Here is a 22,187-nt window from a genome sequence, read left to right as displayed (position 1 = left end):
TTCAGCGCCCCAGATAGACTTCGACGACCTTGGCATCGGCCTGGATGGTCTCCAGGCTGCCTTCGGCCAGCACCGAGCCCTCGTGCAGCACCGTGACCTTGGCCCCCAGCGCGCGCACGAATTCCATGTCGTGCTCCACCACCACCAGGGACCGGGTGCCGTCCTTGGCCAGGTCCAGCATCAACTGGGCGGTGGCCTCGGTCTCGGAATCGGTCATGCCCGCCACCGGCTCGTCCAGCAGCAGCAGGCGCTGGTCCTGCATCAGCAGCATGCCGATCTCCAGCCACTGCTTCTGGCCGTGGGACAGCGATCCGGCCCGCTGGACCGCCTTGTCGGCCAGGCCGATGCGGGCCAAGGTGGCGTCGATGCGGTCGCGGTGTTCGGATTTCAGCAGGAACATCAAGGTGGCGAAGGTGCCCCGGTCGGCCTTCAGCGCCAGTTCCAGATTCTCGAACACCGACAGATGCTCGAACACCGTCGGCTTCTGGAACTTGCGGCCGATGCCCAGATTGGCGATCTCGGATTCGTCCAACTGGGTCAGGTCGATCTTCTGGTCGAACAGCACGTCGCCCTCGTCGGGGCGGGTCTTGCCGGTGATCACGTCCATCATGGTGGTCTTGCCCGCGCCATTGGGGCCGACGATGGTGCGCAACTCGCCGGGCGCCAGGATCAGCGACAGCGAGTTGAGCGCCTTGAAGCCGTCGAAGCTGACCGAGACGCCGTCCAGATAGAGGATGGAGCCTGCCGCCGGAACCCCGGGACCGGCGGGCTCGTCCACCTGGACCTCGAAGCTGTCGTCAAGCATCGCGCACCTCCTTGCGGCGGATTTGGCCCCACAGCCCCAACAGTCCCTTGGGCAGGCCCAGGGTGACGGCGATGAACAGGGCGCCCAGCAGGAACAGCCACAGTTCCGGCGCCGCCCCGGTCAGCCAGGTCTTGGCGCCGTTGACGGCAAAGGCGCCCAGCACCGCGCCCACCAGGGTTCCCCGGCCGCCCACCGCCACCCAGATGGCGATCTCGATGGAATTGGCGGGCGAGAACTCGGAGGGATTGATGATGCCCACCTGCGGCACATATAGCGCCCCCGCCAGCCCGGCCAGCATGGCCGACAAGGTGAAGGCGAACAGCTTCACATGGGTGGGGGAATAGCCCAGGAAGCGCACCCGGCTTTCGGCATCCCTCACCGCCATCATGATGCGGCCCAGCTTGGAGGTGATCACGAAGCGCACCAGCAGGAAGGCCAAGCCCAGTACCAGCGCCGACAACAGGTAAAGCGCCAGCTTGGTGGAGGGTTGGGCCAGGGGGAAGCCCAGGATGTCCTTGAAGTCGGTCAGGCCGTTATTGCCGCCGAAGCCCATCTCGTTCCTGAAGAAGGCCAGCATCAGGGCATAGGTCATGGCCTGGGTGATGATTGAGAGATAGACCCCGGTGATGCGCGAGCGGAAGGCCAGCCAGCCGAACACGAAGGCCAGGGCGCCGGGCACCAGCAGTGCCATCAGGGCGGCGAACCAGAACTGGTCGAAGCCCATCCAGTACCACGGCAGTTCTTTCCAGTTCAGGAACACCATGAAGTCGGGCAGCTCGGCATTGCCATAGACGCCGCGCGCGCCGATGGAGCGCATCATGAACATGCCCATGGCATAGCCGCCGAGCGCGAAGAAGGCGCCATGGCCCAGCGACAGCACGCCGCAATAGCCCCAGACCAGATCCATGGCCAGGGCCAGGGTGGCGTAGCACAGATATTTGCCCAGCAAGGTCACCACGTAATTGGGCACATGCAGGGCCGAGCCGGGGGTGGGCAACAGGTTCAATGCCGGGATCACCACCAGCAGCACCAGGGCGGCGGCGCCCAATCCCCACCACAGGCGGCGGTCGTCGGTGGCGAACAGGCGGGCGGAGAGCGAGGGATGCAGGGTCATGATTCCACCGACCGGCCCTTGAGGGCGAACAGGCCCCTTGGGCGTTTCTGGATGAACAGGATGATGACCACCAGGACCAGGATCTTGCCCAGCATGGCTCCGGCATAGGGTTCCAGGATCTTGTTGACCAGGCCCAGCGACAGGGCTCCCACCAGGGTGCCCCACAGGGACCCCACGCCGCCGAACACCACCACCATGAAGGAATCGACGATATAGCCCTGGCCCAGATTGGGGCTGACATTGCCGATCTGCGACAGCGCCACTCCCGCCATTCCGGCGATGCCGGAGCCCAGGCCGAAGGTGGCGGCGTCGATGCGTCCAGTGGGGATGCCCATGGCTGAGGCCATGGGGCGGTTCTGGGTCACGGCGCGCATGTGCAGGCCGAAACTGGACCAGCGTAGCAGGGCTGCCAGGGCGCCCAGCACCGCCATGCAGAAGATGATGATCACGACGCGGTTATAGGTCAGGGTGAAACCGCCGATCAGGTCGACGCCGCCGGTCATCCAATCGGGATTGGCCACCTCGCGGTTGGAGGCGCCGAAGATGGACCGCACCAGTTGCTGCAGCATCAGGGAGATGCCCCAGGTGGCCAGCATGGTCTCCAGCGGGCGGCCGTAGAGGAAGCGGATGACGCTGCGTTCCAGCGCCACCCCCACCAGGAAGGTGACCACGAAGGCGACCGGCACCGCCACCGGCAGGTACCAGCCGATCAGGCCGGGGGGCAGGAAGGCGCGGAACAGCTCCTGGACCACGAAGGCGGTATAGGCGCCCAGCATGATCATCTCGCCATGGGCCATGTTGATGACCCCCATGACGCCGAAGGTGACGGCAAGGCCGATGGCGGCCAGCAGCATTACGCTGCCCAAGCTGAGGCCCTGGAAGATATTGGCGCCGATGGAGACCAGCGACAGGCGGAAATTGATCTCGGACACCGCCTTCTCGGCGGCGGCCCTGACCTCGGAGTCGGTCTCGTTTTCCAGCATGGCTTGTAGGCGGCCGCGCGACAAGGGATCAGAGGAGTCCCTCAGCGCGGCCACGGCGGCCCGGCGCCGGGCCGGGTCCTCGTCGGCCAGGTCCAGATTGGCTAGCGCCAGGGCCAGCAGGGTTCTGACCTCGGGCACGGTCTCGTTGGCCAGGGCGCGGCGCATCATGCCCGCCGATTCCGGGGTGGGCGAGGTCAGCACCGACTCGGCGGCGCGCTTGCGCAGCTCTGCATCGGGGCTGAACAGGCCGAGGCGGCCCACCGCGCCGCGCAAGGCGCCGCGCAGGCGGTTGTTGACGGTGATGGGCTCGGCGCCCTCGCCCGAGGCGGGGGCCTGGGTCAGGGCATCGGTGAAGCCGCTAGCGCGCTGGATCAGGATGGCGCCGTCCTTGGTGGCCAGCAGATTGCCGTCGGACATGGCTTCCAGGATGGTGGCGGCGCGGCCGTCGCCCAATCCGGCCAGGGTTTCCACCGCCGCGATCTTGTCGGCGAAATTGTCGGCGTTCAGCGCGCGAACCGCATCCGAGAACTCGTCGGCGCGGGCGGGGGCGCAGGCCAGGAACGCCAGCAAGGCAAGGATCAAAATCTTCAAGGGGTGAACTCCCTTTGCAGTCCGAAAGTGGTTCCGGCGGAACCGCCCCCACCCCGACCCTCCCCCGCTATCACGGGGGAGGGGGCTTTTGCTTCCCTCCCTGATCCGCTGTCGCGGGGGAGGGCATTTTCCCTTCCTTCTCCCTCCCCCGTGATAGCGGGGGAGGGTCGGGGTGGGGGCACCTGTCCTACATCTTGAACTTGGGCTCGGCACAGTTGCCGCAGACCCAGGGGAAGGTCCAATCGGCCTTCAGCTTGGCGCTTTCCGGGATATAGGGGCTCCAGGCGTCGGCCTTGATCACGTCCTTGGTCTTCCAGACGGTCTGCAACTGGCCATTGGCCTGGATCTCGCCGATCAGCACCGGCTTGGACAGGTGATGGTTGGTGTTCATCACGGCGGTGCCGCCGGTCAGGTTCTTGACCTTCTGGCCGTACATGGCCTGGCGCACCGCGTCCACATTGGTGGTGCCCGCCTGCTGGACCGCCTGGGTCCACATCTTGAAGCCGATATAGGTGGCTTCCATGGGGTCGTTGGTCACCCGCTTCGGATTCTTGATGAAGCCCTTCCACTGGGCGATGAAGGCGTCATTCTCGGGCGCCTTGACCGACATGAAGTAGTTCCAGGCGGCCAGATGGCCCACCAGGTTCTTGGTGTCGATACCGGCCAGTTCCTCCTCGCCCACCGAGAAGGCGACCACCGGGATCTGATCAGCCTTGATGCCCTGATTGGCCAGTTCCTTGTAGAACGGCACATTGGCGTCGCCGTTGATGGTGGAGACCACGGCGGTCTTCTTGCCAGCGGCGCCGAACTTCTTGATGTCGGCGACGATGGTCTGCCAGTCGTTATGACCGAACGGGGTGTAGTTGATCATGATGTCCTCGGCCTTGACGCCCTTGGACTTCAGATAGGCTTCCAGGATCTTGTTGGTGGTGCGGGGATAGACGTAGTCGGTGCCCGCCAGCACCCAGCGTTTCACCTCGCCGCCATCCTTGCTCATCAGGTAGTCCACCGCCGGGATGGCCTGCTGGTTGGGGGCGGCGCCGGTATAGAACACGTTGCGCGAGCTTTCCTCGCCCTCGTACTGGACCGGGTAGAACAGCATGCCGTTCAGCTGCTCGAACACCGGCAGCACCGACTTGCGCGACACCGAGGTCCAGCAGCCGAACACGGCGGCGACCTTTTCCTTTTCCAGCAGCTCGCGCGCCTTCTCGGCGAATAGCGGCCAGTTGGACGCGGGGTCGACCACCACGGCCTCCACTTTCTTGCCCAGCAGGCCGCCCTTCTTGTTGATGTCGTCGACCATCATCAGGACGGTGTCCTTCAAGGTGGTCTCGGAGATGGCCATGGTGCCCGACAGCGAATGCAGCACGCCGACCTTGATGGTGTCTTCCGCGGCCTGGGCGGACGAGAAGGGCAGCAGCGAAGCGGCGGCCAGCAGACCGGCGCCGAAAGCCCGAACGAATTTCATGTGATGTCTCCCGTGCGAGACGTTGACGATGCCGGGAGAAAGGGCAAGAAGCGGGCCAGCTTGGCCATGGCGTTGAATTTGCTGGAATTTGGCTGGTCCGACCGTGATCTTGTTGCTGTTGTCGACCATGAAATAAGCAAGCGCCGATTTCAGATGCCTAAAAAATATTCATACGGCGATTGTGGCAAAAAATTGCGCCATATCGGAAATGAGCGAATTAACCGTAAGGTACAGCGGTCGAGCCAAATTTCATGGTATTTCTGGAGCCTGCGGTATAGCTGTGTATGTGTTCAAAAAATGTGCTGCACCGCATAAACTATATTTCTAAAATATTTCTGAATACTATAAAATAACTATATCCGACGTCGCTGGTTGGGCGGTCGGGCTGCGGAAAAGCTCTGTCGTGACAGCTGGACTATACGTGGCCATTGTTTCTGGTGTTTTTCCGGGGAAGGGGGACCCATGTCGGACGTCGCGCATATCCTGGTGGTCGACGATGACGAGGCGGTCAGGGGCATCATCGCCGCCTGCGCCGCCAAGGCGGGCTATCGCGTCGATCAGGCCGAGGACGCGGCGGGTCTGCGGGCCTGGCTGAGCCATGGCGGCATCGATCTGATCCTGCTGGACGTGACTCTGCCCGATGGCAACGGCTTCGCCCTGGCGCGCGAGGTTCGGGCCAGGGGCGATATCGGCATCATCATGGTCACCGAGAAGGGAGCGCCCGACGACCGCGCCCTGGGGATCGAGATCGGCGCCGACGACTATCTGCCCAAGCCGGTCTATCCCCGGGAATTGCTGGCCCGCATCAAGAACGTGCTGGAGCGCCGCGCCGGGCCGTCGCCGGGATCAGGGGGCAAGCTCGCCTTCGGTCCCTGGCTGTTGGACCGGGCCGAGCGCACGGTCTCGGACCGGCTGGGGCGAGGCCTCGACCTGACCCCGGCGGAATTCGACCTGCTGGCGGTGCTGGTGAACCGGGCCGGACGCATCCAGAGCCGCGACCAGTTGATGGACGCCCTGGGCTCGGCCGAGACCGAGGCCGGGCCGCGCAGCGTCGACATCCTGATCAGCCGATTGCGCAAGAAGCTCGACGATCCCGACATGATCGAGACCTGTCGCGGCCACGGCTACCGCTTCACCGCCAAGGTCACGCGCGGCGCCTGATCCAGCTCTTCAACGCATCGAGACCAGCGCGGGCGGCATCCTCCAGCCCGGCTTCCAGGTCGCGTGCCCGGCCGATCTGCCCGGCGCGGGCCTCGGCCTCCAGGGATTTCGCCAGGGCGCGCAGCCGCGCCATGCCGTTGGACCCGGCGCTGCCCGCCAGGCGATGGGCGGCATCGGCCAGTTCGGCGAGGTCGCTCGCCTCGGCGGCACGGCGAAGCCGCTGCAGGCTGGCCTCCACCGCCGCTTCCGCCACCAGGCTGAGACGCTCCAGCTCCTCCAGGCCCAGGGCGTCGGCGATTTCGTCGAGCAGGCGGGCGTTCAGCGGCCCCTCGGGCTCGGGTTCGGCGGCGCGCAGCGAGTCGGGCCAGCGCCCCGAGCACACCGCCGCCAGCACCTGGGTCAGGCGGCGGGGGTCGATGGGCTTGGCCACCACGTCGCGCATGCCCGCCTCGGCGCAGGCCTCCAGGTCCTCGCTCATCAGATTGGCGGTGACCGCCACCATGGGCAGGGTCCTTCCCCGGCTGGCTACCACGTCGCGCATGCGCCGCGCCGCTTCGAATCCGTCCATGCCGGGCAGGCGGATATCCACCAGCGCCAGATCGAAATCGTGTTCCGCTACCGCCGCCAGGGCCTCGACGCCGTTGCGGGCGGCATGGACCCGGTGTCCGGCGCGGGCCAGCAGGCCGGACAGCACCTGCCGGTTGACCTCCTCGTCCTCCACCATCAGCACCGTCATGGGCGGGATAGGCGTGTCGTCCTCGCCGTGGGCGCCGACGCTGGCGGCGCCGTCCGAGGGCAGGAAATCCAGCAGCACGGTGAAAGTGCTGCCCACGCCCACCTGGCTGTCCAGCGACAGGCTGCCGCCCATGCCATCCACCAGCCGCTTGCTGATGGACAGGCCGAGGCCCGCCCCGCCATAGCGGCGCGAGATGGTGGCGTCCACCTGGGTGAAGGGCTCGAACAGACTTTCTGCGGCTTCGGGGGCGATGCCGATGCCGCTGTCGCTGACCTGGAAGCGCAGCCGCACCCGCTGGGGCTCGCGAGCCACCAGATCGACGGCGATGGCCACCGCGCCGGTGTCGGTGAACTTGATGGCGTTGCCCAGCAGGTTCAGCAAAATCTGGCGCAGGCGGGCGGGATCGCCCAGCACTTCGCCGGGGATGTCCTCGGCCACCCGGGCGGAAATATGGAGCCCCTTGCCCTGGGCCGACACCCGCATCAGCGAGACCAGGCTGTCCACCAGTTCGGCGGGGCGGAAGGGGCGCTGGTCGAAGGCCACCTCGCCCGCGTCCACCCGGCTCATGTCCAGGATGTCGGACAGCAACACGGTCAGGGTCTCGCCCGACTGGCGGATGGTGCCCAGCCACTGGGCCGCCTGGGGGTCGGCGGCGACCCGGTCCTTCAACAGTTCCGCCATGCCGATGATGCCGTTCATGGGGGTGCGCAGCTCGTGGCTCATCATGGCCAGGAACTCGGTCTTGGCCCTTGTGGCGGCCTCGGCGTGGTCCTTGGCCTCGCGCAGTTCCTGGGTGCGTTCCGCCACCTTGCGCTCCAGGCCCCGGTGATAGGCGTGCAACTCCAGCGCCATGTCGTTGAAGGCATGGGCCAGTTCGGCGATTTCCTGGCTGCCCTCCACCATCACCGGCTCGTCGAACTCGCCCCGTGACAGCAGTCGTGTCGCCAGTCCCAACTCGTGCAGCGGCCCGGTGATGGCGCGGGCCATGAAGGTGGCCATCACCAGTCCGCAGACGGCGACGATGCCGGCGATCCACAACCCGGTGACCCGGAGGCGGGTGACGCTGGCCAGGGTTTCCGACACGTCCATCTTGACCACCACCGCCCAGCGGAACGAGGGCAGGTAGCGCCAAGCGGCCAGCACCCGCTCGCCGCGATAGTCCTGGACGAAGCCGACGCCGCGCTCGCCGCGCAACACCCGTTCAAACAGGGCGCCCAGGGGATCGGCGGCGCCCAGCTGGCGGTCATCGGCCAAGGCATGGGGGTGACGGACCGGGCCGTACAGCGCCATGCGGCCCGAGGCCAGCCGCCCGGCCGCCAGGGTCTCGCCGGTACGGCCCAGCCCGGCGTAATCGCCCAGGATATCGGTGATGGGGGCGGGGTCGATTTCCATCACCGCCACCCCCACCAAGCTGCCCCGGTCCAGGATGGGGGCGGCGACGAAGGCGGCGGGGTCGCCATAGGGGGCCGAGGGGGCGAAATCGGAAATCTCGCTTTCCAGCAAGGTGCGGGCGCGGTCGAACACCGAGGCCAGTAGCGAGCCTTTCAGCGGTCCAGCCAGCAGGTTCGAGCCGCTGGCCGGGCCGGGGGTGGAGGCGAAGGCCACATCGCCATCGGCGGTGACCAGCAGCAGGTTGCGGGCGCCATAGGTGTCGGCGAAGCGGGTCAGCAGCGGGCGGAAACGGTCCTGGGCCCCGGCCCGGGCCATGGGCGGCGACAGGGCGGTCATGGCCTCGACCACGGTGGGGACATAGGCCAGCAGGGAAATCTCACGCAGGCGTTCCTGGGCCAGGGCCTCGATGCGCGCTGCCTTCTGGTCGGCCAGCGAGGCGACGTTGTGGCGGATTTCTTCCTCCAGCGTGCCCTCGGACACGCTGAAATAGGCCCAGACCACCATCAGCAGCGGCAGCACCCCCAACAGCAGATAGCCCGCGCCGATCTCGACCGCCAGGCTGATGCGCGAGAAGCGGCGGCGGCTCATGACGGGCTCCGGCGGGCGGGGGCCGCCCAATTACCGTCCCAGCCGCCGTAAAGCTGGTCGAGGAAGCGCACCCAGTCGCTGCGCGGCAGGAACGAGGGATAGGGAACGGGGCGCACCGGGCGCTGGGAATCCCATAAGATCTCGAAATTGCCGTCGGCCTGGATGCGCCCGATACGCACGGTCTTCCAGGTATGCTGGCTGACCGGGTCGATGGTGACGGTGCCGCCTGGCGCCGCCATGCTCTGGCCCCGGATGGCGGCGCGATAGTCGCGGAAATCAGGCGATCCCGCCTCTTCCACCGCCTTGGCCCACAGCATGACACCGAAATAGGCCGCCTCCATGGGGGCGGTGGTGACATAGCCGGTGCCGTAGCGCGCCTTGAAGCCGGAGACGAAGGCGGCGTTCTCCTCGGTATCGACGCTTTGGAAGTAGTTGCGGGCGGCATAGTCGCCCGCCAGCATGGCTGGTCCCATGGCCTTTACCTCGGCCTCGGCGATGGAAAAGCTCATGACCGGGATGCGGTCGGGGGTGATCCCCGCCGCCCGCAGCGCCTTGAAGAAGCCCAGATTGGAATCGCCGTTGATGGTGTTGAAGATCACGTCGGGGCGGGCGCGCTTGATCTCGGCGACGATGGCGGCGAAGTCCTGGTCGCCCAGGGGCGCGTAAGACTCGCCCACCACCAGGCCCTGCAAGGCGGCGGCCTGGGCGGCGATGATCTTGTTGGCGGTGCGGGGGAAGACATAGTCGGACCCCACCAGGAACAGCTTGCGACCGAGATGGTCCAGGCTCCATTTGATGGCGGGGATGATCTGCTGGTTGGGGGCGGCGCCGGTATAGACGATGTTGGGCGACTGCTCCAGCCCCTCGTACTGCACCGGATAGAACAGCACGGCGTCGCGGCGCTCGAACACCGGCTTGACCGTCTTGCGGCAGGCCGAGGTCCAGCAGCCGAACACCGCCGAGACCTTGTCAGTGGCGATCAGGCGGTCGGCGGCGGCGGCGAAGACCGCCCAGTCGGATTTGCCGTCCACCACCACCGGTTCGACCTTGCGCCCCAGCACACCGCCCCGGCGATTCAATTCCTCGATGGCGAACAGGGTGGCGTCGGCGACGGTACGTTCCGACACCGCCATGGTGCCGGACAGAGAGTGCAGCACGCCGACCTTGATCGGGCGGTTCTTGGCCTGGCTGGGCCAGGCGGTAATGGCGGCGTAGATGGCCGCCCAACTGATCAGGGCCAGCAGCACGGCGGCCACGAAATTGCGCTTGCGCTTGCCTGTATCCGTCACGAATGGGGCTCCGGGACCTCGCTGGGGGCACTATGGTAGCGTTTTTTGGCGATTTCCCGTGATTTTACATTGCGGCGGCGCCGCAACTTTGGGGCGTCGGATTTTGCCTATCCGTCCATAAGTTGGGATAATGTTCATGTTCATGGGCACAGAGTCATGGTCGTCAACTTCCCCTCTGGTTGCGGAGGAGATTTTGAACTACTCTTCCTGCCGCAGTTCTATGGCTGCCTAGAGGGAAGCGCATGCCTTTCGGCTGTGCTGTGGGAATTAACAATAGATCAATAACGGCACTTTGACATTTCGAAGCTCGTATCGTGCAGCCGCGCATGGCGGGGCCACGGGCGAGTCTGATTTCTCTGACTCCGTTCTCCAAACGAGGAGTGACAAATGAAAAGATTCACACGATGGATAGGGGTGGCCGCAACTGCTGCCCTGGCTGCCTGCGCTTTGCCCGCGGATGTTACCGACGTGCAGAAGGTTCTGGGCGCCCAGGCTCCGGCTGGTTCGCCTTTCGCCCAGGCCCTGTTCCAGGAATACCAGGCCTATACCCGCCAGGAAGTCCAGAGCGAGGTCGAGTGGGTTGATGCGACCCAGACCGCCCGCAAGGCTCTGCGGATTCTCGATGGCGAAGTGGTGAAGCCCGATGAGCTGACCATTCGTCCGCTTCCGGCTCCGGCGGTTCCCGAGCTGACGGCCGCCCGGGCGCGCCTGATGGGCTATCTCGCCTCCGGCGCCACCGAGCGGGTTCCTGCCGCTGCCGCCAAGGCCCAGGTGGCCTTCGACTGCTGGCTGGAGCAGGCTGCCCAGACCAACGTGACCCAGAGCTGCCGCAAGGTGTTCCTGGCGCACGAACCCATCTTGAAGAAGCCGGCTCCGGTGACCGAGGTTGCCGCCGATGTGCGTCGCAGCTTCGTGGTCACTTTCGCGCTCGGATCGTCGCAGTTGTCGGCCCAGGCGCAGTCGACCCTGAAGGAAGTGGCCTCGGTCCAGGCGCAGCTTCGCGCCCCGGTGGTTTCGGTGTCTGGTTTCACCGACACCCTGGGCTCGCGAGAGACCAATCTGCGGCTGGCGCGTCACCGTGCCGACGTGGTCGCGGCGGAACTGACCAAGCTGGGCATCAATCCCGCATTGATCAGCGAAGACGCCCTGGGTGAGTCCAGCCTGGCGGTTGCTACCAATGACGGTGTCAAAGAGGCTCGCAACCGTCGTGTCGAGATCACCCTGGCTGGCACGGCCTGGGGCCGTGGCACCTATGGTGGCTATGCCTATGGTGATCGTGGCCATTCCTATGGCTATGGCTACGGCTATGGCGCCAATCACTTCGCCGTGTTCTTCACGCCCGGCTCCAGCAAGCTGAGCTCGCAGGACATCGAGAAGCTGAAATACGTGGTCGCCGCCCAGAAGAACCTGAAGCCGAAGTCGGTTCGGGTGGTCGGCTTCACCGACCGCACCGGTTCGGCCGCCACCAATTCCCGTCTGTCGCGTGAACGCGCCCAGGCGGTGGCCGCCGAGATCGCCAAGCTGGGTGGAACCACCACCTCGGTCGACTCGCGTCCCGGCGAGGCTTGGGCCGGGCCGCAGGATGGTCGTGCGCGTCGCGTCGAGATCCTGTTCGACTATTGATTCCGCCTGGTGGCGCCGCCCGGAACCAGGTTCCGGGTGGTCGCGCCACAGAACATGAGATGTGGGAGCACACACGATGATTAAGTCCCGTATCACCGCTTTGGTCGCATGCATCCTGCCCGCCCTGGGCGGATGCACCGGCATTCACTATGCCAGCGAAGCCAAGCCGACCAATCTGGTTCCTCCGGCGGAAATGCGCTATGTGGTTCCGGCTGGTTCCTACCAGAATGACCTGGTCTCGCTGGTCGGCACCATCGCCGTCTACAACAAGGCCGACCAGACGCTGCAGGTGATCGAGCCGGTGGCCAATCCCTATGATCCCCGGACCCGTCCGGTGGTCGAGGCCGTCAGCCAGACCCTGTACAAGTCGGTGGTCGATCAGACCATTCAGACCGACGTGCCGCTGATCAAAGCCGCCCTGAAGGACGCCGCCGGCGAGAATCTGGAGGTGACCATCACCGACGAGGCCCATGCCATGGTGCCGCGTTATTCGGTCGATATCCTGAACCATCTGGGCAGCCGCTATCGGCCGACCAATGCCCAGGAAGAGATCGTCTATGTGGTCGAGGCCTGGCAGCGTCACTTCAACGCCGCCCTGCTGACCGCCCAGGAGCACAGCTACTGGAGCGCCAATACCGGCGTCGTGGTCTATAACAACAAGACCTATGCCCGCACCGAGGCCTTCAAGGATGGCCGTTACCTGACGGTGACCGTCGTTCCCTTCTCCAAGGCGACGGCCGGGCTGGCCAACCTGACCATGGAAGCGTTGCCGGTGTCGGCTATCACCTCCATTAAGCCGCAGATGGCCAATCCCTATGCCTATACTTGGCATATGGATGATTGGCGCCATCAAGGCTGGCGCGGTTACGGCTACTACAACACCAAGTAATTTGGTGTCGCAGTCAGAAGGCCGGGGCGGGTAGGTCACTACCCGCCCTTTTCTTTTGTCCGGGGAGGATCAGGGCGGCGGGGCCCAAAAACGCGAAAAGCCCCGGGAGACCCGGGGCTTTCACGATTCGGAGGATGGTGGGCGATGCAAGGATTGAACTTGCGACCCCTCCCGTGTGAAGGGAGTGCTCTCCCGCTGAGCTAATCGCCCATGCCTCGCGAAGAGGCCGCTTTATATGGCGACCGGAACGACGTGTCAAGCCTTGGAAATCACGTTGCCTGGCTGTCGATCACCTGGATGGCGGCAGGCGCGGCATAGGCCACCAACCTGTCGAGCAGGCTGGCCGGATCAGCGTCCACCGCCACCATGTCGCGATGGCGGGGGCGGACGAATCCTTCCGCCGCAGTATGGTCGAGAAAGGCATGCAGATGGGAGAAATAGCCAGCGACGTCGAGGAAGCCCAGCGGCTTGGCGTGCAGGCCCAACTGGCCCCAGGTCCAGATCTCGAACAATTCCTCCAGGGTGCCGATGCCGCCCGCCATGGCGATGAAACCATCGGCCAGGTCGGCCATCATGGCCTTGCGCTCGTGCATGGAGCCCACCACGCGCAGTTCGGTGAGAGACTGGTGCCCGACTTCCCACCGCATCAGGGTTTCCGGGATGACGCCGATGACCTCGGCCCCGGCTTCCAGGGCGGCGTCGGCCACCACGCCCATCAGTCCCACATTACCGCCACCATAGACCAGCCCCAGGCCGCGCCGGGCGATCTGGCGCCCCAACTCGCGGGCGGACTCGGCATAGTCGGGCCGGTTGCCCATGGATGAGCCGCAGAAGACGCAGACCCGTTTCATCTCAGCCGCCCTTCATGATGCGGTTGAAGGCGGCCACCGCCGCCGCCGGACCCTCGGGGTGGTTCCAGACCCCGCCCGACACCGCCAGGAAATCGGCGCCCGCTTCCACCAGGGGTCTGGCGTTTTCGGGGGTGATGCCGCCGATGGCGACACAGGGCACGGTGAACAGCTCGCTCCACCAGTCCAGCAGGTCGAGATCGGCGTGATGGCGGGCCTGCTTCGTCTCGGTGGGGAAGAAGGCGCCAAAGGCGACGTAATCGGCGCCATTCTCGCCCGCTTCCATGGCCAGGTGGCGGGAGTCATGGCAGGTGACGCCGATGATGCCATCGGGACCCAGGGCCTTGCGCGCCTCGGCGAAGCTGGCGTCCTCCTGGCCGATATGGACGCCGTCGCAGCCGGTTTCGAAGGCCAGGTCGGGCCGGTCGTTGAGCAGCACCGCCACGCCCTGGCGCTGCGCCACCGGACGCAGCACGTCCACCACCCGGGCCAAGGCGTCGTCGTCGAGATCCTTCAGGCGGATCTGCAGGCAGGCGACATCGCCGCCGTCCAGGGCGGATTTCAGGGTCTCGACCCACTGGAAGGGGGTTTCGATCCGGGGGGGCGTGATCAGGTACAGGCGGCAGGGAGCGGCGGAAATGGCGGGCCTCCATGGGGCGGGTGACAATGACGGGAGAGTTGAAGCACGGCGGCGGCGGCGGCGCAACCTCGTGCCACGAAAGCATCACAATTGGTCCTTATTCCCGCCACGCGCAAGGGCGACATTAGCCTTACCGAACGGCGCGATGCCCTTCGGACCGAGACACAGAAAGGACCTAAGTCATGCGTACTTCCCGCTTCTTCGCCACCGCCCTTGTCGCCGCCTCGCTGCTGCCCTTCGCGGCGCTGGCGCAGGGCAACACCCCGACCGCCGGCACCGTCGCCGCCCCGGCCGCGGTGGGTGCGATGACCCAGGCCAGCGGTTCGGCTCCCGCCGCCAAGGTCGAAGCCAAGGCTGACAAGGTGGAAAAGGCCAAGACCGACAAGGTGGCCAAGGTGAAGAAGGCCAAGCATGTGGCCGCCGCCCCGGCGACCCCGGCTTCGCCCGCTACCCCGGCCACTCCGGCGACCCCCGCCCCGGCGGCTTCCAAGTAGCCAATGGCCGCCGTCCCTCCTTCCGGTTATTTCCTCTCGCCGGAAGGAAGGGGCAGGGCGGGCCCGACCCCCAAGACCCGGGCTCCCGAGGCCGTCGCGATATCCGCGACGGCCTCGAGCACGTTCGGGGGGGCGTCCAGCATCACCGCCGTGACCCCGGCGCGGATGGCTTCCAGGGCATGGCCGGGGGCGGGGCCGCAATCCAGCACCGCCTCGAAATTTCTGTCGGGATAGTCATGGCGCAAGGCCCGCTCCAGCGCCCGCCACCAGCCGACGCCGAGGGACAGGGCGGCGGCGGGCGGGCTGAACAGCAAGACGGCGGCGCCGGGCGGAGCCTCTGTCAGGGCGGCCCGGGCCTGATCAAGGGTGGCGACCCGGATCACGGCTTGGTCTGGATCACCCGCCCAGGGCTGGTGAAGGCCACCGACTGGGTGCCGAAGAAATAGGCGTTGACCGTCTCGATGATGGGCGGGTTGACTGGCTTGTCCGCGACCCATTCCACCACGAAATTGGCACCGCTGCCGCCGCTCTTGTCGCGATGCTCGATGAACTGTTCCATGGAGGCCATGGCCCCCAGGGCCACCGGCTTGGCGACGAATTCCTTCAGGACCTTGCCGTCGGTGTCGTAGTAACGGGCCGACTTGACGGTGATGGGATGGTGGAGGTCGGTATTGCGGATGCTGAGCATGGCCGACAGCAGCAGGGTCATGGGCTGGCCCTGGCTGTCCAGGTTGCCGTGGGAGATGTGGGAATAGACCGGAACATAGACGCTTTGGCCCTTGGACAGCGTCACGACATCCTCGGCCACCGCCGGATGGGCGAGAAGAATGGACAGCAGCAAGGCTGCGGTCATGGGGACAAGGCGCATCTGTCGCTCCCGAAAGGTGAGGACCAAGTGGCATCAAGGGTAGCCTCAGCCGGGCGGCGGATCAAACGCCAATGCGGTGCCATGACGCAGCTCCGTTGACTCCCTTCGCCTTCGGCCATACCTTCGGTTTCATCAAATATTTTTGGGCAGTTTCGTCAAAGGCTTCCGGGGGAGTGGGCGTGGACCAGCGTCAGAGTGTCAGTTTGCAGCGGACCGAGGAGGCCATGCGCCGCCTGGGCAGCGCCATCGACCGTCTGGAAAGCGCCGCCGCCCGGGTGGGGGCCGGTGACCTGCTGCTTGCGGGCGAACTGCGGGGCGCCCATGACGATTACGCCCGGCTGGAGGAGACCACCCGGCTGGTGGCCGAGCGGCTCGACCATGCCATCCTCCGCCTACACGACCTGCTGGAGGACTAGGCGGTGGCTGTCGTCAACATCACCATCAATGGCCGGGTCTACGACATCGCCTGCGATGATTCCCAGGTCACCCGGGTCCAGGCCCTGGGGCGCGAGGTCGATGCCCATGCCCAGCATCTGCTGTCCACCGTCGGCAATGTCTCGGACGCCCGCCTGCTGGTGATGGTGGGGCTGCTGCTGGCCGACGAATTGTCGGAAGCGCGCGAGCAGTTGGGGCGCCTGGGCGACGATGTCAAATGCGCCGCCGATGGTGACGCCCAGTTGGCAAAGCTGATCGAGTCGCTGGCCCTGCGTATCGAGGCCATTGCGACCCGGCTGGAAAGAGCCTAGAGTCCTCGGTCGGAGCGGTTTGCTGCGCGGTGCGTCAGGAAGCACATGTCCCTGGGGCCAATATCTTCCTCTTGGGGGCTGTCCCTGTCGGAACCCTGGTTTCGTTACATGGCTCCCACCTGCACAAGCAGGCCGCGGAGGACTCGCACGCCAACGGCCGATGTGGCGCCGCTCCGGCATTTGCCATGATCCAGACATCCCCGGACCCGAAAATGGAGCTTCGCCGCCACGCCCGCGTCGTTCGGGCCGATGCGGCGTCGCGATTGGGCGTCTCGGCGGGAGAGGCCCTGGCCGACCAGGCCGATGGTCTGGAACTGGCGCCCGGCGCGGTGGTGGCGGGCTATTGGCCCCTGGCCGACGAGATAGATCCCCGGCCGCTGATGCGGGCCTTGGCGGCGCGCGGCCATCCCCTGGCCCTGCCGGTGGTGGTGGGGCGCGAGACGCCCCTGGAGTTCCGCTCCTGGTCGCCCGACGATCCCCTGGACGCCGGACCGCACGGAACCCGCCATCCCCCGACCTCGGCGGAACGGGTGACGCCGGACGTGGTGCTGGTGCCGCTGCTTTGCTTCGATGCAAAGGGGTTCCGGCTGGGCTATGGTGGTGGCTACTATGATCGCACCCTGGCGGCGCTGCGCCGGGCGAGGCCAGTGCTGGCGGTGGGACTCGCCTTCGCCGCCCAGCGGGTCGAGGCGGTTCCGGCCGAGGCCTGGGACCAGGGGTTGGACAAGATCGCGACCGAACAGGGCGTGGTCACGGTGGAGCAGGCATGAGACTTTTGTACATGGGCGACGTGGTCGGCCGCTCGGGCCGGGATGTGGTGATGGAGCGGCTTCCCGAGATCAAGGCTCGCCTTGCCCCCGATTTCATCGTCGCCAATTGCGAGAATGCGGCCCATGGGTTCGGCATTACCCCGAAGATCTGTGACGATTTCCTGGGCGCGGGCATCGACGTGGTGACGCTGGGCAATCACAGCTGGGACCAGCGCGAGATCATGCCCTATATGGATGGTGAGCCCCGCCTGCTGCGCCCAGCCAACTATCCGGTGGGCACTCCCGGCCGTGGCGCCGCCATCTATGGCGCGCCGCGCGGGCGCAAGGTGATGGTGATCCAGGTGATGGGGCGTCTGTTCATGGATCCGCTGGACTGTCCCTTCGCGGTGGTGGAGCGGGAATTGGCCCGGACCCGCTTGGGGCCGGGCGGCGTCGACGCCATCATCCTCGATGTCCATGCCGAAGCCTCCAGCGAGAAGATGGCCCTGGCCCATGCGGTGGCGGGGCGGGTCAGCATGGTGGTGGGCAGTCATTCCCATATTCCCACCGCCGATGCCCAGATCCTGTCGGGCGGCACCGCCTATCAGACCGATGCCGGCATGTGCGGCGACTATGATTCGGTGATAGGCATGAAGAAGGATGCCGCAATTCACAAATTCGTGCGAAAAACTCCCGGCGAGCGGTTGTCTCCCGCCGAGGGGCCTGGGACCCTGTGCGGCGTCCTGGTGGAAACCGATGATCGCGGTGGAGCTGCGCTGAAAGTGGCGCCGCTGCGCCTGGGGGGGCGTCTGGCCGAGACCTGGCCGACATTCGAGGGAGCTAATAAGTGATGGCGACTATTCGCGGCGTTCTGCTGGTTGTTCTGGCGGTGATTGGCCTGATGGCGCCGGTTGCGGTTCGCCCTGCCATGGCCGTCGAGGTGCCGGTCGCCGAGACCCTGGTGCGGGCCGTGGTGGCCGATGCCAATGCCACCTTGGGCGGCGGCCCCCACAGCGTGGTGGAGAAGCGGGCGCGCCTGTCGGCGCTGGTGGAGAAATACGCCGATATCTCCTACGAGTCCGAGCTTCTGCTGGGGCGCTATTGGCGCAAGGCCTCGTCCGCCCAGCAGGAAGCCTTCACCGGATTGCTGGTGCCCTTCTTCGTCGCCACCTATGGCGAGATGGTGGATGCCGCCGACGTCAAGCCCGACGTGGTTTTTCTTGGAGCCGATCCCAGTGGCGACGCTGTCCAGGTGCGCACCCAGCTGGTGACCCAGGGCCAGAACCCGGTGGATGTGAAATGGCTGGTGGCGCAGGCGCCATCGGGCAAGGTGGTGGTGGCCGATATCGTCGCCGATGGGGTCAGCATCATCACCACCTTGAAGTCCGATTTCACCTCGGTGGTGCGGATGGGCGGTGGCAATCTGGATGTGCTGCTGGACGCCATGCGCAAGAAGATCGGCGGCTGAGGGTCAGGCCTCGTCCTCGATGCGCGAGGCCAGCACCTTGTCGATGCGCCGACCGTCCATGTCCATCACCTCGAAGCGCCAGCCGTCCCACTGGAAGCAGTCTCCGGCGGCGGGAATGACCCGCGAGCGCCACAGGATGAAACCGGCGACGGTGGAGTAGTCGGCCCGGTCCCCGGCCATGGCGCGGCATCCCAAACGCTCGCGGACCACGTCCGCCGCCAGGTCCCCGTCCAGCAGCCAGGACCCGTCCTGACGCTGGATCATGGTGGCCTCCTCGTCCTCGCCCAGGTCCGCCAGTCCGCCCAGGATCGCCGACAGGATGTCCGCGGCGGTGACGATGCCCTGGACGCCGCCATATTCATCCACCACCAATGCCATGTGGATATCCGACTGCCGCAACACATCGAGCACCTGCAGCGCCGGAGAATTGTCGTGCACCACCGGCAAGGGACGCACGGCGGTCTCGGGGGAAAGCGGCTGGCCGTCCAGCAGGCGGTTCAGCAGATCCTTGGACTGCACCACTCCCACCATCTCGTCGCTATTGCCCCGGCAAACCGGCAATCGGGAGTGACGGCTGTTCCGCAGGACCCGCAGGACCTCGGTGGGGTCCCAGGTCAGGTCAACCCAGTCCACGGCGCCGCGCGGCGTCATGATGGCGCGGACCCGCCGATCGCCGAAGCGGATGACCCCGGCGATCATGTCGCGTTCCTGGGGTTCAAAGACGCCGCTTTCCGTGCCCTCGGCGATCATGGCCTTGATTTCGTCCTGGGTGATGGCTTGGTCGTCGGATTTTCGGATTCGCAGCAGCCCGAGCAGCAGCCGCGACGATGACTCCAACAGCCAGACCAGGGGCGACGCGAAGCGGGCGACCAGGGTCATGGGACGGGCGGCAAAGACGGCGATACGTTCGGGATCGGCCAGGGCGATCTGCTTTGGCACCAGTTCACCGATGATCAGCGAGGCATAGGTGATGCCTCCCACCACCACGGCGATGCCCAATGCCTCGGCCGCCGCGGCCAGCGATGGCAGGGTCGCGGCAATCCAGGCCGCCAGTTGTGACGCCAGGGTGGCGCCGGAATAGGCGCCAGCCAGGACGCCGACCAGGGTGATGCCGATCTGGACCGAGGACAGGAAACGCGATGGGTTATCCGCCAGGACCAGGGCCGCCTGGGCGCCCTTGTCGCCATCGGCGGCCCGGGCGGCAAGGCGAGTGCGACGGGCCGAGACGATGGCCAGTTCCGACATGGCGAACCAGCCGTTGATCAGGACCAGCAGGGCGATAATGGCAAGTTCGTAAAGGATGGTCACGGTGGTGGATTGCCTAAGTGATCGAGCGCCCTTCGGTGTGCCTCGACGCTGTCGGGATCGAAGCAGCAAAACACCACTTTTTCAAGGCTGTGGTTGTTCGCCAGGAAGGCGGCGCAGGTTTCCAGGGCGATGACGGCCGCTCGCTCCTTGGGAAAGCCGAAGATGCCGGTGGAAATGGATGGAAAGGCGACGCTTTGGGCATGGGCCTGATCCGCCAGTTCCAGCGAGCGGCGATAGCAGGAGGCGAGCAGGGCCTCCTCGCCATGGGAACCGCCCCGCCAGACCGGTCCCACCGCGTGGATGACCCATTTGGCGGGAAGGCGATAGCCGTGGGTGATGCGTGCCTCGCCGGTGGGGCAGCCGCCCAGGCCGCGGCATTCCTCCAGCAATTGGGGGCCGGCGGCACGATGGATGGCGCCGTCGACGCCGCCGCCGCCCAGCAATGACGAGTTGGCGGCATTGACGATGGCGTCGACCTTGATGCGGGTGATGTCGCCTTCGAAGATGCTGATCCTGGGATCTGGCATGACCAACCTCTGTTCAGCAGAATTCTGGTCTGTGCGCGCCGTATTCGCATAACTCGACCAGGATACCGTCCGGATCGCGAATATAGCACATCCGCTTGCCACTCTTGACGATGTCTTGCGGGACCTGGACTGGCGAGACCTCCTGGTTAAATCTTTGGGCCAGGAGCTTCAGCCGATGGTCCAGGTCGTCGACCCGAAGGGCCAGATGGCGCAGGCCCATGGCTGTCGGAGGCTGGCGATGGTCGGGCCGGGCGCCGCCGGGCTGGAATTGAAGCAACTCGATGCGGCAGCCGCCGCCGGGGGCATCCAGGATGACGCACCGGGCCACGGCGCCGGGTTGGCCGGTCACCTGTTCGAACCAGTCACCCGACAGGCGGCGGTCCATCACCACCGTCAGGTCGAGCAGGGTGGTATAGAAGTCGAGCGAGCGGGCCATGTCGGACACCACCACATTGACGTGGTCGAGGCCGGGCATGGGCGACTCAGTATCCCAGTTGCAGGACGAAATCGGACAGGAAGGGCGCGTTGCGGCGCCGCTCGGAATCGTTCTTGCCGAAGTTGTTCAGCAATTTGCGCATCCAGTCGGCGTCCAGGCGTTCGAATTCAAAATGGGCCTTCATGGCCAGGTGCTCGCCGATATAGTCGGGCAGCTTGGCCGACCACTTCATGATGCCATCGCGGAAGGCGCCCTCGCGCGCCTGGTCCATGCGGCCGGATGGGGCGAATTCCTGGGTGTAGAGCTGGCTCAGTTCACGCCAGCACTTGGCCATGACATCGGCCTCGAACCGGATGATATCCTGCAGCAGGATCACATGCGCTTCGGATGGCGGCTCGTAGTTGCAGCGGGTGGCATCATCGCGGAACAGCGGCCAGGGATTGTCCTCGGGCTTCGGCGGCGGCGCCTTCTTGCCCTTGGGCGCCTTGGGGGCGCGGAACGAGGCCCAGCGACCGTCCCAGTTGTGCAGGATCGGGTTGTTGACCTCGCTGCCCTGGATGATCTCGATCAGTCTCTCGCCGCCGACCTCGGCCCAGTTATAGGTGCCGCCCAGGGCCTGGATGGCGCGGGTGGCCCGCATCTGCGGCAGGATGTGCTTCTTCAGCACCTCGCGATAGACCGGGCCGAATTCCGGCGCCAGCAGGAAGGGCAGCCGCAACCCCCGCGATGGTCCGGAAATGCGGAACATGGCCAGGGTCTTTTCGGTATAGCCGCAAATGGTGTCATCGAACAGGGTGGTGAAGTCGGTGAACGGGGTCCGTTCGCCGCCGCCTTCGTCCTCCGATTGCTGGACCTGGATCATGCGGCGCAACTGCTTGTCGCCCGCCGGCCCCAGCTGGGCGGCGAACAAGGGCGGCGGTTCGCGGGTGGGGGGCTGGGTCCGCATGGTCCGGGGCGGCGGCACGGCGGCACCGCGCGCCAGCAAGGCATGGAAACTGGCCTGGGTGCTTTCCGCCTCGGACATCTGGGGCGGTCCGATCAACTGGGTGGCGATGTCGCCCAGCACGCGCAGATCCTCGTCGCGGGAATCGCCGCCCGCCGGAAGCAAGGGCTCGAAGCCTCTGTCGCGGGCGGCTTTCAGCTTGGGCAGGCCATAACGTTCGATGGCCTTGGACAGGATCACCTGGAAGACGATGTTGAGCTGCTTTTCGTTGGCCCATTTACGGGCCTCGGGGTCGCGAAGAGTCAGGCGGCGCAGCACCAGAATATGCGGAACTTCAAGATGGCGTGTAGCCGCGATGAGGCTCGCCACCTTCGCTTCGAAGGTTCGTGCTCCCTCACGCGGATCAGACACGCTCATACGTTCTCCGCCGACCCTTCAGGGCCGTCCCTTCCCAGTTCCCACCCCATGCAATGGGGATAGCTCATGACCCCGGGGGGTGCAAGCACCTTCCGAAGGTGATG

Annotated in this window: 23 protein-coding genes, 1 tRNA gene and 1 other RNA gene; 10 read left to right on the top strand and 15 right to left on the bottom strand. The window is 65.9% G+C overall.

Annotation, left to right across the window (positions count from 1 at the left end; all coding sequences use genetic code 11):
- Nucleotide 1: 1 nt before the first annotated feature.
- The 4 genes from urtD to urtA (A6A04_RS17965) all read right to left on the bottom strand — a co-directional run bounded on the left by urtD (nucleotide 2) and on the right by urtA (A6A04_RS17965) (nucleotide 4,961).
- Nucleotides 2–805: an urea ABC transporter ATP-binding protein UrtD gene (gene urtD, locus A6A04_RS17980; RefSeq protein WP_068495388.1), complete on the bottom strand. Its 804-nt coding sequence runs from the start codon at nucleotides 803–805 to the stop codon at nucleotides 2–4.
- On the bottom strand, nucleotides 798–1,919 hold the full coding sequence (gene urtC / locus A6A04_RS17975; protein WP_082915038.1) for an urea ABC transporter permease subunit UrtC: 1,122 nt from the start codon (nucleotides 1,917–1,919) through the stop codon (nucleotides 798–800). The genes urtD and urtC overlap by 8 nt, the downstream gene beginning before the upstream one ends.
- Nucleotides 1,916–3,493: an urea ABC transporter permease subunit UrtB gene (gene urtB, locus A6A04_RS17970; RefSeq protein WP_068495386.1), complete on the bottom strand. Its 1,578-nt coding sequence runs from the start codon at nucleotides 3,491–3,493 to the stop codon at nucleotides 1,916–1,918. The genes urtC and urtB overlap by 4 nt, the downstream gene beginning before the upstream one ends.
- Nucleotides 3,494–3,680: 187 nt before the next feature.
- On the bottom strand, nucleotides 3,681–4,961 hold the full coding sequence (urtA, locus tag A6A04_RS17965; RefSeq protein WP_068495384.1) for an urea ABC transporter substrate-binding protein: 1,281 nt from the start codon (nucleotides 4,959–4,961) through the stop codon (nucleotides 3,681–3,683).
- A gap of 462 nt (nucleotides 4,962–5,423) precedes the next feature.
- Here urtA (A6A04_RS17965) and A6A04_RS17960 point away from each other — a divergent pair, with 462 nt between their 5' ends.
- Complete coding sequence (locus tag A6A04_RS17960) at nucleotides 5,424–6,122, top strand: response regulator transcription factor (RefSeq protein WP_068495382.1); 699 nt, start codon at nucleotides 5,424–5,426, stop codon at nucleotides 6,120–6,122.
- Here the strand turns inward: A6A04_RS17960 and A6A04_RS17955 are convergent.
- Nucleotides 6,106–8,838 (bottom strand): hybrid sensor histidine kinase/response regulator, encoded by a 2,733-nt coding sequence (locus A6A04_RS17955; protein WP_156612680.1) that lies wholly within the window; start codon nucleotides 8,836–8,838, stop codon nucleotides 6,106–6,108. The genes A6A04_RS17960 and A6A04_RS17955 overlap by 17 nt on opposite strands.
- The gene (urtA, locus tag A6A04_RS17950; protein ID WP_082915037.1) at nucleotides 8,835–10,127 is read right to left on the bottom strand and encodes an urea ABC transporter substrate-binding protein; all 1,293 of its coding nucleotides are present in this window, start codon (nucleotides 10,125–10,127) and stop codon (nucleotides 8,835–8,837) included. Before urtA (A6A04_RS17950) ends, A6A04_RS17955 begins: the two co-directional genes overlap by 4 nt.
- A gap of 468 nt (nucleotides 10,128–10,595) precedes the next feature.
- Here urtA (A6A04_RS17950) and A6A04_RS17945 point away from each other — a divergent pair, with 468 nt between their 5' ends.
- Both A6A04_RS17945 and A6A04_RS17940 read left to right on the top strand, forming a co-directional pair.
- Nucleotides 10,596–11,750: an OmpA family protein gene (locus A6A04_RS17945; protein WP_245651282.1), complete on the top strand. Its 1,155-nt coding sequence runs from the start codon at nucleotides 10,596–10,598 to the stop codon at nucleotides 11,748–11,750.
- Nucleotides 11,751–11,826: 76 nt separating this feature from the next.
- Entirely contained in the window at nucleotides 11,827–12,639 is an 813-nt protein-coding gene (locus A6A04_RS17940; RefSeq protein WP_068495379.1) for a hypothetical protein, read from the top strand.
- A gap of 135 nt (nucleotides 12,640–12,774) precedes the next feature.
- Here A6A04_RS17940 and A6A04_RS17935 read toward each other — a convergent pair.
- The 3 genes from A6A04_RS17935 to thiE form a co-directional block, all read right to left on the bottom strand.
- A tRNA-Val gene (locus A6A04_RS17935) sits at nucleotides 12,775–12,849 on the bottom strand.
- Nucleotides 12,850–12,908: 59 nt separating this feature from the next.
- Nucleotides 12,909–13,490, bottom strand: coding sequence for an LOG family protein (locus A6A04_RS17930; protein WP_068495378.1), 582 nt, complete (start codon nucleotides 13,488–13,490; stop codon nucleotides 12,909–12,911).
- Between the two features lies 1 nt (nucleotide 13,491).
- Complete coding sequence (gene thiE / locus A6A04_RS17925; RefSeq protein WP_245651281.1) at nucleotides 13,492–14,154, bottom strand: thiamine phosphate synthase; 663 nt, start codon at nucleotides 14,152–14,154, stop codon at nucleotides 13,492–13,494.
- Between the two features lie 155 nt (nucleotides 14,155–14,309).
- On the opposite strand from thiE, the gene A6A04_RS17920 reads away from it, so the two are divergent.
- Complete coding sequence (locus tag A6A04_RS17920; protein WP_068495375.1) at nucleotides 14,310–14,621, top strand: hypothetical protein; 312 nt, start codon at nucleotides 14,310–14,312, stop codon at nucleotides 14,619–14,621.
- A gap of 26 nt (nucleotides 14,622–14,647) precedes the next feature.
- Here A6A04_RS17920 and A6A04_RS17915 read toward each other — a convergent pair whose 3' ends face one another.
- Together A6A04_RS17915 and A6A04_RS17910 are read right to left on the bottom strand one after the other, a co-directional pair.
- Nucleotides 14,648–15,004 carry a hypothetical protein gene (locus A6A04_RS17915; RefSeq protein ID WP_082915035.1) on the bottom strand — a complete coding sequence of 119 codons (357 nt, stop codon included), beginning with the start codon at nucleotides 15,002–15,004 and terminating at the stop codon, nucleotides 14,648–14,650.
- A complete protein-coding gene (locus tag A6A04_RS17910) occupies nucleotides 15,001–15,489 on the bottom strand; it encodes a DUF3124 domain-containing protein (RefSeq protein WP_068495374.1) in 489 nt (162 codons plus the stop codon). The genes A6A04_RS17915 and A6A04_RS17910 overlap by 4 nt, the downstream gene beginning before the upstream one ends.
- Nucleotides 15,490–15,668: 179 nt before the next feature.
- Here A6A04_RS17910 and A6A04_RS17905 point away from each other — a divergent pair, with 179 nt between their 5' ends.
- The 6 genes from A6A04_RS17905 (at nucleotide 15,669) to A6A04_RS17880 (ending at nucleotide 18,452) form a co-directional block, all read left to right on the top strand.
- Nucleotides 15,669–15,905, top strand: a complete 237-nt coding sequence (locus A6A04_RS17905; RefSeq protein ID WP_245651280.1) for a hypothetical protein — start codon at nucleotides 15,669–15,671, stop codon at nucleotides 15,903–15,905.
- A gap of 3 nt (nucleotides 15,906–15,908) precedes the next feature.
- Nucleotides 15,909–16,235 (top strand): cell division protein ZapA, encoded by a 327-nt coding sequence (locus tag A6A04_RS17900; RefSeq protein ID WP_068495373.1) that lies wholly within the window; start codon nucleotides 15,909–15,911, stop codon nucleotides 16,233–16,235.
- A gap of 16 nt (nucleotides 16,236–16,251) precedes the next feature.
- Nucleotides 16,252–16,408, top strand: a non-coding RNA gene (gene ssrS / locus A6A04_RS17895) — 6S RNA.
- A gap of 12 nt (nucleotides 16,409–16,420) precedes the next feature.
- Complete coding sequence (locus tag A6A04_RS17890; RefSeq protein ID WP_068495368.1) at nucleotides 16,421–17,005, top strand: 5-formyltetrahydrofolate cyclo-ligase; 585 nt, start codon at nucleotides 16,421–16,423, stop codon at nucleotides 17,003–17,005.
- Nucleotides 17,002–17,835: a TIGR00282 family metallophosphoesterase gene (locus tag A6A04_RS17885; protein WP_068495367.1), complete on the top strand. Its 834-nt coding sequence runs from the start codon at nucleotides 17,002–17,004 to the stop codon at nucleotides 17,833–17,835. The genes A6A04_RS17890 and A6A04_RS17885 overlap by 4 nt, the downstream gene beginning before the upstream one ends.
- Nucleotides 17,835–18,452 carry an MlaC/ttg2D family ABC transporter substrate-binding protein gene (locus A6A04_RS17880; RefSeq protein WP_068495362.1) on the top strand — a complete coding sequence of 206 codons (618 nt, stop codon included), beginning with the start codon at nucleotides 17,835–17,837 and terminating at the stop codon, nucleotides 18,450–18,452. The genes A6A04_RS17885 and A6A04_RS17880 overlap by 1 nt, the downstream gene beginning before the upstream one ends.
- A gap of 3 nt (nucleotides 18,453–18,455) precedes the next feature.
- Here A6A04_RS17880 and A6A04_RS17875 read toward each other — a convergent pair whose 3' ends face one another.
- From A6A04_RS17875 to A6A04_RS17860, 4 genes are read right to left on the bottom strand one after another with little or no spacing between them, the layout of a single operon-like run.
- On the bottom strand, nucleotides 18,456–19,760 hold the full coding sequence (locus A6A04_RS17875; RefSeq protein ID WP_082915034.1) for a hemolysin family protein: 1,305 nt from the start codon (nucleotides 19,758–19,760) through the stop codon (nucleotides 18,456–18,458).
- Entirely contained in the window at nucleotides 19,757–20,287 is a 531-nt protein-coding gene (locus tag A6A04_RS17870; RefSeq protein ID WP_068495360.1) for an O-acetyl-ADP-ribose deacetylase, read from the bottom strand. The genes A6A04_RS17875 and A6A04_RS17870 overlap by 4 nt, the downstream gene beginning before the upstream one ends.
- 13 nt (nucleotides 20,288–20,300) lie before the next feature.
- Entirely contained in the window at nucleotides 20,301–20,762 is a 462-nt protein-coding gene (locus A6A04_RS17865; RefSeq protein WP_068495358.1) for a VOC family protein, read from the bottom strand.
- Nucleotides 20,763–20,769: 7 nt separating this feature from the next.
- Nucleotides 20,770–22,035: a hypothetical protein gene (locus A6A04_RS17860; protein ID WP_245651279.1), complete on the bottom strand. Its 1,266-nt coding sequence runs from the start codon at nucleotides 22,033–22,035 to the stop codon at nucleotides 20,770–20,772.
- Nucleotides 22,036–22,187 lie beyond the last annotated feature (152 nt).

It is taken from the genome of Paramagnetospirillum marisnigri (assembly GCF_001650715.1).
Classification (GTDB): Bacteria; Pseudomonadota; Alphaproteobacteria; order Rhodospirillales; family Magnetospirillaceae; genus Phaeospirillum; species Phaeospirillum marisnigri.
Note: the sequence above shows the minus strand (reverse complement) of the source record. Positions and strands in the feature narration are given on the sequence as shown.